This is a genomic window from Syntrophorhabdaceae bacterium, assembly GCA_028713955.1.
In the GTDB taxonomy this organism is placed as follows: Bacteria; Desulfobacterota; Syntrophorhabdia; order Syntrophorhabdales; family Syntrophorhabdaceae; genus UBA5609.
In genome coordinates this window covers 1-9,015 of the sequence record JAQTNJ010000125.1, presented here as the reverse complement: position 1 = coordinate 9,015, position 9,015 = coordinate 1, and the positions used below count along the sequence as shown (strand labels likewise).

Annotated in this window: 14 protein-coding genes and 1 tRNA gene; 13 read left to right on the top strand and 2 right to left on the bottom strand. The window is 49.9% G+C overall.

From position 1 onward, the window contains the following. The 13 genes from tgt to PHU49_10810 all read left to right on the top strand — a co-directional run. Positions 1–998, top strand: a 998-nt coding sequence (gene tgt / locus PHU49_10870; protein ID MDD5244504.1) for a tRNA guanosine(34) transglycosylase Tgt, incomplete at its 5' end; no start/stop codon positions are given. Next, a complete protein-coding gene (yajC, locus tag PHU49_10865; GenBank protein MDD5244503.1) occupies positions 973–1,287 on the top strand; it encodes a preprotein translocase subunit YajC in 315 nt (104 codons plus the stop codon). The genes tgt and yajC, both read left to right, overlap by 26 nt. A 12-nt stretch (positions 1,288–1,299) precedes the next feature. Then, the gene (gene rpsF, locus PHU49_10860; GenBank protein MDD5244502.1) at positions 1,300–1,650 is read left to right on the top strand and encodes a 30S ribosomal protein S6; all 351 of its coding nucleotides are present in this window, start codon (positions 1,300–1,302) and stop codon (positions 1,648–1,650) included. Continuing rightward, on the top strand, positions 1,650–1,919 hold the full coding sequence (locus tag PHU49_10855; GenBank protein ID MDD5244501.1) for a single-stranded DNA-binding protein: 270 nt from the start codon (positions 1,650–1,652) through the stop codon (positions 1,917–1,919). The genes rpsF and PHU49_10855 overlap by 1 nt, the downstream gene beginning before the upstream one ends. After that, on the top strand, positions 1,920–2,195 hold the full coding sequence (gene rpsR, locus PHU49_10850) for a 30S ribosomal protein S18 (protein ID MDD5244500.1): 276 nt from the start codon (positions 1,920–1,922) through the stop codon (positions 2,193–2,195). A 13-nt stretch (positions 2,196–2,208) separates the two neighbouring features. After that, a complete protein-coding gene (gene rplI, locus PHU49_10845) occupies positions 2,209–2,658 on the top strand; it encodes a 50S ribosomal protein L9 (protein MDD5244499.1) in 450 nt (149 codons plus the stop codon). Beyond that, positions 2,658–4,025 carry a replicative DNA helicase gene (dnaB, locus tag PHU49_10840; GenBank protein ID MDD5244498.1) on the top strand — a complete coding sequence of 456 codons (1,368 nt, stop codon included), beginning with the start codon at positions 2,658–2,660 and terminating at the stop codon, positions 4,023–4,025. The genes rplI and dnaB overlap by 1 nt, the downstream gene beginning before the upstream one ends. Beyond that, a complete protein-coding gene (locus PHU49_10835) occupies positions 4,022–4,567 on the top strand; it encodes a CDP-alcohol phosphatidyltransferase family protein (GenBank protein MDD5244497.1) in 546 nt (181 codons plus the stop codon). Before dnaB ends, PHU49_10835 begins: the two co-directional genes overlap by 4 nt. A gap of 104 nt (positions 4,568–4,671) precedes the next feature. Continuing rightward, the gene (gene gap / locus PHU49_10830) at positions 4,672–5,670 is read left to right on the top strand and encodes a type I glyceraldehyde-3-phosphate dehydrogenase (protein MDD5244496.1); all 999 of its coding nucleotides are present in this window, start codon (positions 4,672–4,674) and stop codon (positions 5,668–5,670) included. Positions 5,671–5,702: 32 nt separating this feature from the next. Next, positions 5,703–6,893, top strand: a complete 1,191-nt coding sequence (locus PHU49_10825) for a phosphoglycerate kinase (protein ID MDD5244495.1) — start codon at positions 5,703–5,705, stop codon at positions 6,891–6,893. Continuing rightward, on the top strand, positions 6,893–7,651 hold the full coding sequence (tpiA, locus tag PHU49_10820) for a triose-phosphate isomerase (protein ID MDD5244494.1): 759 nt from the start codon (positions 6,893–6,895) through the stop codon (positions 7,649–7,651). Before PHU49_10825 ends, tpiA begins: the two co-directional genes overlap by 1 nt. Next, positions 7,648–7,944 carry a preprotein translocase subunit SecG gene (gene secG / locus PHU49_10815; GenBank protein ID MDD5244493.1) on the top strand — a complete coding sequence of 99 codons (297 nt, stop codon included), beginning with the start codon at positions 7,648–7,650 and terminating at the stop codon, positions 7,942–7,944. The genes tpiA and secG overlap by 4 nt, the downstream gene beginning before the upstream one ends. Before the next feature lie 2 nt (positions 7,945–7,946). Next, positions 7,947–8,031, top strand: a tRNA-Leu gene (locus PHU49_10810). 118 nt (positions 8,032–8,149) lie between these two features. Here the strand turns inward: PHU49_10810 and PHU49_10805 are convergent. Both PHU49_10805 and PHU49_10800 read right to left on the bottom strand, forming a co-directional pair. Next, complete coding sequence (locus tag PHU49_10805) at positions 8,150–8,632, bottom strand: hypothetical protein (GenBank protein ID MDD5244492.1); 483 nt, start codon at positions 8,630–8,632, stop codon at positions 8,150–8,152. A 34-nt stretch (positions 8,633–8,666) separates the two neighbouring features. Beyond that, the gene (locus tag PHU49_10800) at positions 8,667–8,912 is read right to left on the bottom strand and encodes a hypothetical protein (protein MDD5244491.1); all 246 of its coding nucleotides are present in this window, start codon (positions 8,910–8,912) and stop codon (positions 8,667–8,669) included. Positions 8,913–9,015: the final 103 nt, after the last annotated feature.

Here is a 9,015-nt window from a genome sequence, read left to right as displayed (position 1 = left end):
TACATGAGGTAGGCGCGAAGATGATCCTCGCAAATGCCTACCACCTCTATCTCCGCCCCGGCGACCAACTGATACGGGAGATGGGCGGCATACACAGGTTTTCCGGATGGGATGGGGCGGTGTTGACCGACAGCGGCGGATACCAGATATTCAGCCTTGGCGTCCTGAGGGAGATCAAGGATGATGGTGTGATCTTCCAGTCACACATAGACGGGTCGAGGCACTTCCTTACGCCGGAGAAGATGATCCAGGTACAGGAAAATATCGGCGCCGATATCTGCGTCTGCCTTGATGAGTGTGTTTCCTATCCGTCTTCTTACGGGTACACCGAGGCATCGGTGGAACTGACCTCCCGGTGGGCGCAAAAATGCAGGGACGCAAAGACAGATAACGGCAGTTCGCTATTCGGCATCATACAGGGCGGTTTTTACGAAGACCTGCGCATCAGGTCAGCACAGGAGCTGACAGAGATGGGTTTTGACGGATATGCGATCGGAGGATTGAGCGTAGGAGAGCCGAAAAGCTCGATGTGGGAGATGGTTGATATCGTAGCACCCTTGCTTCCCTCAGAGAAACCGAGGTACATGATGGGGGTAGGACTGCCGGAGGACATCCTTGAGGGTGTCAGGCGCGGCATAGACATGTTCGACTGCGTTATCCCCACGCGGTTTGCCAGGAACGGCAACCTCTTCACATGGGATGGCAGGATCAATATAAAGAATGCAAAGTTTACCGGGGACGAAAGACCTGTTGATGAGGAGTGCTCATGCTACATCTGCAGGACATTTTCCAGGGCTTATCTCCGGCACCTGCTTGTCTCGCATGAACTGACAAGCTATTATCTCAATACGCTCCATAACCTGTTTTTTTATATGGAGTTTATGCGAAGGATCAGGGAGGCAATTCAGCAAGGACAGTTCGAAGAGTTTTATAAAGCATTTAAAATAAGATATGAAGGAGGTGAGTTTCAGGATGAATACAGCGTATGCAATGGGTAGCCAGCCGGCTGCAGGACAGGGCGGGGCAAGTCAGTGGATGAGCTTTCTCCCGCTGATACTCCTGTTTGTTGTCTTCTATTTTCTGCTTATCAGACCCCAGCAGAAGAGGGCAAAACAGCAGAAGTCCTTTATTGAGAATCTGAAGAAGGGTGATAGGATTATAACATCGAGCGGGTTATATGGTACAATAACAGGGATAACCGACGATGCCATTACTATCGAGATTGCCGAGAAGGTACGAGTAAAGATAGCGAAAAACGGAGTTGCGTCACTTCAACAAACACAGTGAAAGGAGAAAGATGTGGGAAGGTATGAAAATATTGTGATAATCAGTCCTGATTGTACAAAAGAAGAGGAAGAGGATCTGCTCAAAAGGATACAGACAAACATAGAGAAGGTCGGCGCAACGGTCGTGAGGTTTGATGACTGGGCCCTGCGGAGGCTTGCCTATCCGATCAAAAAGAAGGACAAGGGCCACTATTACTTTTTCCTCCTCGACATGAATGAGGCAAGTGTAGCCACCCTCGGGAAATTTTACAAGACCGTCGATACGATTTTGCGGCACCTCTTTGTCAATGTTGACGATAAAGATGAGGGCCCAAAGAAACCGCCCGATCCGGTCGTTTTTGATGAGCTGGAAGGCGAGTTCTAATGAACAGGGTTTTCCTTACCGGCACGTTAAAGACGCATCCGGAGATAACCTACACGCCAAAGGGGGAAAAGATTGTTGCCTTTCCCCTCCTGATTGAGGAAGGGGATCTTCGTATTGACATTGTATACGTTGGGGAGCTCGACGGAGATGGTTTGAGTCAGCAGGTAGGAAAAGAGATCATGGTCTCGGGTATGCTGACTCAGATGAAGGTACAACCTCAGCACACAGTAAAAGTAAGGGCACATAAAATTTTTTGGATGGAGGATTAGATGCCAAGACCAACAAGGACACCAGGCAGAGGAGGCCACGATTCACAGAAAAAAAGGGTCTATATGAGAAAAAGGGTCTGCAGGTTCTGCCAGGATCAAAACCTGGCGATCGATTACAAAGACCCGAAACTTTTAAAATACTATATTACAGAGCGTGGCAAGATAATGCCGAGAAGGATGACAGGGACATGCGCAAAACACCAGAGGAAGCTGAAAGAACACATAAAGATGGCAAGGCATATAGCGTTCTTACCGTTTACGACACTTTCAAGATAAGGGGGGCTCTCGTATGAAGGTTATACTCACTGAAGACCTGAAAGGAACGGGCAAGAAGGGCGAGGTTGTCAATGTCAAGGACGGATACGGGAGGAACTTCCTCATCCCCGATGGCCGGGCAATCCCTGCAACCGAAGGGAACGTCAAACGGTTTGAACATATTATTAAGAGCTTTACAGGCAGGAAGGAAAGGGAAGTAAAGTCTGCCGAAGACCTGAAGGCAAAGCTCGATGAGATGTTGCTTACCTTGAAGAAGAAGGTTGGTCTTGACGGCAAACTTTTCGGCGCCGTTACGCACAAGGACATTGCCGATGCAATGAAAAGCAGGCTGGGCATAGAGATAGACAAGAAGATGATAAGGATTGACGAGCCCATTAAGATGTCAGGTGCTCACACCGTGACGATCCATCTCCGGCAGGATGTGAATGCCACCCTGAAGATCGAGGTAGAGAAGGAAGAATAATGTCAAGGGCGGCAAAGAGTACAAAAGAGATGCAGGGCCGCGTCCCCCCGCAGAACCTGGAGGCGGAACAGTCTCTTCTGGGCGGCCTTCTCGTGGATCCCGATTCGATGAACAAGGTTGTTGATGTCGTGAGCACCGCAGATTTTTATAAGGATGCCCACGGCAGGATTTTCGGGATCATGCTGGACCTCTATGAGAGGAATGAGCCGATAGACCTGATCACCATGAGCAGCCTGGCAAGAGACAGGAATATCCTCGAGGGTATCGGCGGTGTAACCTACCTGAATACGCTCGTTGACCTCATGCCAAGCGCGGCGAATATCGTGCAGTATGCGAAGATGGTGAAGGAGAAGTCCCTCCTGAGAAAGCTCATCAATACGGCAACGGAGATCATTGAAAAGGGTTTTCAGGTAGACTCGAACATCGATAGTTATGTTGACGAGGCCGAGAGGATGATCTTCCAGGTCTCGGAAGACAAGTTCAGACCATCATTCTACTCTGTCAAAGATTTTGTGATGGAGAATGTAAAGACCATCGAAAGACTCTATGAAAGAAAACAGTTTGTCACCGGCGTACCCACAGGTTTTACGGAGATCGACAAGATGACGAGCGGCTTGCAGTCCTCTGACCTGATCATCGTTGCCGGCAGACCGAGCATGGGAAAGACGGCTTTTAGCATGAATATCGCCCAGCATGTATCGATGTTAAAAGAGACCCCTGTACCTGTAGGGATCTTTTCTCTTGAGATGTCAAAGGAACAGCTCGTGACGAGACTTCTGAGCTCGGAATCAGAGATCGAACATTCGAAACTCAGGACAGGAACGCTCTCGGGGGCGGAATGGCCCAAGCTTGCCGACGCGGCCGGAAAGTTGCGGGATGCCGTGATGTACATTGATGATTCACCGGGGTTGAGCGTACTGGAGCTCCGGGCAAGGGCGAGAAGGTTAAAGAAAGAACATGGCCTGGGTCTGCTGATCGTTGATTACCTCCAGTTGATGAGGGGAAGATCCGGTACAGACAGGCGGGAACAGGAGATATCGGAGATATCACGGTCTATGAAGGCCCTTGCAAAAGAGCTGCAGATCCCTGTTATCGCCATTTCGCAGTTGAACCGTGCGCCGGAGCAGAGGGAAAAGGATAATAAACGGCCGAGGCTGGCTGACCTTCGTGAATCAGGCGCCATTGAACAGGATGCCGATGTTATCTTCTTCATATACAGAGACGTGGTCTACAACAAGGAGATACAGGAAGAAGACAAAAACATCGCCGAGGTCATTATCGGGAAACAGAGGAATGGCCCGACCGGTACCGTTGAGCTGGCTTTTCAGGATAAGTTTACTACCTTTAGAAATTTATACAGAGAATGAACGTCCCGAACCTCCTCTCTATCTTTCGTTTTTTTCTCACATTCTTTTTTATCGTAGCAGTGAATGCCGGACGATTACGCCTGGCGCTCTTTTTCTTTATCCTCCAGGGTGTCAGCGACCTCCTCGACGGATTCCTTGCCCGGGTTATGGGTAAGAAGACGCATCTCGGCGCATTCCTTGACCCCATTGCCGACAAGACGATGCTTGTCGCGTCGTTTATCCTGTTATATATTCACCAGATCGTACCTTTCTGGCTGACATCCCTTGTGCTCGTCAGGGATTTAACCATTGCCGTGGGATTTCTCGTCCTCTATAAACTATCCTATACGACACAACCTGCTCCGAGCATCTTCGGCAAGATCACAACAGCCTCCCAGATCGTAACGATCGTCTATGTCCTGTGGTCTGATGCGAGACCTTACGGCGACGTGTTTTTTTATATCACCGCCTTATCGACAGCGGTCTCCGGTCTCCACTATATATTTATCGGGTTCCGCATGATCTATAGAAGCCGGTTTCAGCAACCGGCGAACGGGAATTAATCATCGACCGAAACTTACGTTGACAGCAATGGGTTTTGGCAAGAAAGTGTTGACAATACACGTTCTTTTGATTACTATAAAGCAAAAAATAATGGGAGGTTGCCATGGCCGTTAAGGTTGCCATAAATGGATTCGGAAGGATCGGAAGACTTGTTCTCAGGGCCGGTTTCGGAGGCAAGGACGTGGAATTTGTCGCGGTGAACGATATTACGGACCCGAAAACGCTTGCTCATCTGTTAAAATATGATTCTGTACATGGAACTATGGACGCCGAGGTGAAGGCAAAAGAGAACGCGATCATGATAAACGGCAAAGAGGTGAAGGCCTTCGCCATAAAAGAGCCCGAGATGCTGCCATGGAAAGACCTCGGTGTCGATGTAGTGCTTGAAAGCACCGGCAAGTTTACCGACAGGGCAGGCGCCGAAAGACATCTCAAGGCAGGAGCAAAGAAGGTTGTCATTTCGGCTCCCGCGAAGAACCCTGATGTGACCTTTGTGCTCGGTGTCAATCAGGAGGTCTATGACAAGACGAAACATCACGTTATATCCATGGGCTCCTGTACGACGAATTGCCTCGCGCCGGTAACAAAGATACTTCAGAAGGAATACGGCATTGAGTATGGTTTTATGACCACTATTCATGCATTTACGAACGATCAGGTGGTTCTTGATGAACCGCATAAAGACCTCCGGCGGGCCCGTGCTGCTGCGCTCTCTATGATACCGACAACCACAGGCGCAGCAAAGGCCATATCTGAAGTTATCCCCGAGTTGAAGGGCAAGCTCGACGGTATGGCGATAAGGGTGCCTGTCCCCAATGTGTCGGTCGTTGATTTTGTGGCGATGCTGTCGGCAAAAGTAACGAAAGAAGATGTCAACGCGAAGTTTAAGACCTATGCGGCAGGACCGATGAAGGGAATACTCTTCTGCTCCGAGGAGCCTCTCGTTTCCAGGGACTTCAACGGCAACCCGTATTCCTCTATTGTTGATATGGAGTATACCAACGTGATCGGCGGTAATATGGTCAAGGTATTGTCCTGGTATGACAATGAATGGGGTTTTTCGAACAGGATGCTGGAGCTTCTCTCCTTTATCATGAAATAAGGTAAGAAGGAATCGGGAAAGGTAGCGGCACTATGAAGTCTATAGATCAGGTTGACGTCAGGGGAAAACGGGTACTGATCCGCGTTGATTTCAATGTTCCAACCGATGAAAGCGGGAATGTTACGGACGATACACGGATAAAGGCTCATTTCCCGACGATACGTTACTGTCTTGATAAAAATGCCAGGATAATCCTTATGTCCCATATGGGGAGACCCAAGGGCGTGAGAGTTGACAAGCTTTCTCTGAAGCCTGTAGCAGACAGACTTTCGAAGCTCCTGGCGAAAGAGATAGTGTTTGTCGATGATTGCATCGGTGAAAAGGTTGAGGCCACTGTTGCCGCCATGAAAGAGGGCGACATCGTACTCCTTGAGAACCTCAGATTCCATATCGGTGATGAAAAGAATGAAAGCGAATTTGCCCGTGCGCTTGCCCGGCTCTGTGATGTCTATATCGATGACGCCTTTGCGGTGTCTCACAGAAAGGCCGCTTCAAACGCTGCAATTACTGAATTTGTGAAGGTTTGCGCAGCGGGTTTTCTTTTAAAGAACGAGATAGACTACTTTCAGAAGGCCATGGGGAACCCGGAGAGGCCGCTTGTGGCTATCATCGGAGGGGCAAAGGTTTCAGACAAGATAGGCGTGATCGAGAACCTCATTGAGAAGGTGGACTGCCTTATCGTCGGCGGCGGGATGGCCTTTACATTCCTGAACGCGCTCGGCTATGAGGTCGGGAAATCTTTGTGTGAAAAGGAGATGCTCGATAAGGCAAGGAGCATCATGGACAAGGCGAAGTCAAAAGGTGTGCGGCTCTGTCTGCCTGTCGATTGCATCGTGGCGGAAAAGGCATCGGTAGATGCTGAGGCGAAGGTCTGTAAGGTTGAGGAGATCCCGAAAGACAGCATGGGTCTTGATATCGGGCCGGCGACCATAGCACTCTTTTCAGAGTCCTTAAAAGGCGCGAAGACAATTGTCTGGAATGGTCCCATGGGCATGTTTGAGATTGACAAGTTCAGCAAGGGCACATACGCCGTGGCATCGTCGGTAGCGGCATCGGGCGCGCTCTCGATTATCGGGGGCGGCGACACCGATTCGGCAGTACATCGTGCCGGAGTGAGTTCCAGGATATCCTACATCTCAACAGGGGGCGGTGCTTTCCTTGAGCTTCTGGAGGGGAAAACAATGCCGGCCGTTGAGGCCCTGGAAAAGTGTGGAGATAAATAATGAGAACATGGATGGTAGCCGGAAACTGGAAGATGAACAATACGATTCGTGAGGCAATAGACCTCGCGAAGGGTGTGAAGGACGGTACTGCGGGGATAAAAGGCGGTGAAGTAGTTCTGGCGCCGCCATACACGGCATTGCAGAGTGTTTCTGAAACGATAAAAGGCTCGCAGGTCCTTCTTGCGGCGCAGAATATCTATTCCGAGGATAAAGGCGCGTATACCGGTGAGGTGTCACCGGCCATGCTGAAAGACGTGGGCTGTACCTACGTTATCACCGGCCACTCGGAGAGAAGAAAATATTTCAACGAGACCGACGAAGGCGTCAACGCGAAGGCAAAAAAGAGCCTCCAGACAGGGTTAAAACCGATCATATGCGTGGGCGAAACAGAGATCGAGAGAGAGAAGGGGATTACGGAGTTCATCATCGGCATCCAGGTCAAAAAGGCCCTCTACGGAATTGACAAGCTCGACGATATCGTTATTGCATATGAACCCGTGTGGGCTATCGGCACCGGTAAAAACGCAACGCCGATAGAAGCGGAAGAGGTCCACAGGTTTATAAGGAATGTAGTGGGCGACATGTACGGTGATATATGTAAAAAGATAATGATCCTCTACGGCGGAAGTGTAACACCTGAGAATGTTGGAGAACTGATAAGCATGGAAAACGTTGATGGAGCCCTTGTCGGCGGAGCATCATTGAAAATCGACAGTTTTCTTGGTATAATAAAGAGCATCAGGGAGAAGAAACAATGATGACAGTTCTTTCAATGATCCATGTAGTCGTTGCCATAGCGCTTATCTTTATCGTTCTCCTACAGACAGGGAGGGGATCAGAGATTGGCGCCGCCTTCGGAGGCGGTTCAAGTCAGACGCTTTTTGGAAGTTCGGGTTCGTCAGGTTTTATGACAAAGCTGACCACGGCAGCGGTTGTCATCTTTATGGTAACAAGCCTTGGTCTGGCCTATATCTATAGTCACAGAGAAGCTGCATTGAAGATCACTCCTGCGCAGACAGAAGAGAATGTACCGGTTCAGGAGAAAAAATGAGTGCCGAAGTGGTGGAATTGGCAGACACACCATCTTGAGGGGGTGGCGGGGAGACCTATGCGGGTTCAAATCCCGCCTTCGGCACCAAATAACTACTTGCTATCGTTAGACCCATAACGATCATAAAACCCTTCTTTTTCATGACCACCTCTCTGTTTCTTCTTCTATAGAAACACTTTCGCACATTTCCTCGTAAACGGTCCCGCTAACGACTGAACTCCCAGTTCAGGTTGTCGATAGCATCCACGACCATTCCGGTCCCTGTCGCGATGAGCAGGATGTCCTGTGCAACGCGCACAAAGCGGTGCCGCGACGGGGGAGGCCCCAGCTGCGCAAGGATGCCTGGCGGAAGGTCGTAGAAGACAACATCCCTCGGCAGCGGCCGGCCGATCGCCCATTTTTTTGCCTGGCCGGGAGGCATACAGCCGTTCTGCTTTTTGGCAAGTCCCGGCGGACAGTGGCCTTTTCTTCCATACTGTTTGGCATAGTAGCCATTGATGTAAGCCCGCTGCTGTTCGGTGAAATAGCGCTTCCCCTCATTCCGTTCACGCGCTGCCTGAGGTTTTTGTTTCTCGCCCTTTCCACCGCCTGCCCAGGGCGGTTTATCCGCCAGGGCCGGGCCTGCTGCGAGGATACCGATTAGCATGAAAACAAATGCCAGGTGAGTTTGCGATGAGAACAATTTCATGATTTCCTCCCTTCTACAATTATACCACCTTTCTTCACCACCTGTAACGCCCGGGTCCGCCGGGGTGGAAATACCCTCTTCCCCTGTAGTAACTGTGGTATCGAGGGCCATAATAGCTATGATGCAAGGGTCTGTAGTAGCTGAATCCCTGGTATACATACACAGGAGAAGCATAGTAAGGAGATGGGTAGTACGGACCGTAAGCATCATAGGGAACAGCAGGCACTACTGCGCATCCTGCCAACAAGGTTAATGCAAGCATGATCATTGCTGCTTTCATCGGCGCCTCCTTCCCTGTAAAGGGCTCAACGTGATGATATTCGCACCATTCTTGATAGATTATTCAGCAACATCCATGCCAGAAACGGGTATTTCAAATAGAT

Coding starts and splice junctions, on each gene's coding strand:
- secG (MDD5244493.1), top strand. CDS start 7,648: ATGATGACAGTTCTTTCAATGATCCATGTAGTCGTTGCCATAGCGCTT.
- rplI (MDD5244499.1), top strand. CDS start 2,209: ATGAAGGTTATACTCACTGAAGACCTGAAAGGAACGGGCAAGAAGGGC.
- PHU49_10835 (MDD5244497.1), top strand. CDS start 4,022: ATGAACGTCCCGAACCTCCTCTCTATCTTTCGTTTTTTTCTCACATTC.
- yajC (MDD5244503.1), top strand. CDS start 973: ATGAATACAGCGTATGCAATGGGTAGCCAGCCGGCTGCAGGACAGGGC.
- PHU49_10825 (MDD5244495.1), top strand. CDS start 5,703: ATGAAGTCTATAGATCAGGTTGACGTCAGGGGAAAACGGGTACTGATC.
- gap (MDD5244496.1), top strand. CDS start 4,672: ATGGCCGTTAAGGTTGCCATAAATGGATTCGGAAGGATCGGAAGACTT.
- tpiA (MDD5244494.1), top strand. CDS start 6,893: ATGAGAACATGGATGGTAGCCGGAAACTGGAAGATGAACAATACGATT.
- PHU49_10855 (MDD5244501.1), top strand. CDS start 1,650: ATGAACAGGGTTTTCCTTACCGGCACGTTAAAGACGCATCCGGAGATA.
- rpsR (MDD5244500.1), top strand. CDS start 1,920: ATGCCAAGACCAACAAGGACACCAGGCAGAGGAGGCCACGATTCACAG.
- dnaB (MDD5244498.1), top strand. CDS start 2,658: ATGTCAAGGGCGGCAAAGAGTACAAAAGAGATGCAGGGCCGCGTCCCC.
- PHU49_10805 (MDD5244492.1), bottom strand. CDS start 8,632: ATGAAATTGTTCTCATCGCAAACTCACCTGGCATTTGTTTTCATGCTA.
- PHU49_10800 (MDD5244491.1), bottom strand. CDS start 8,912: ATGAAAGCAGCAATGATCATGCTTGCATTAACCTTGTTGGCAGGATGC.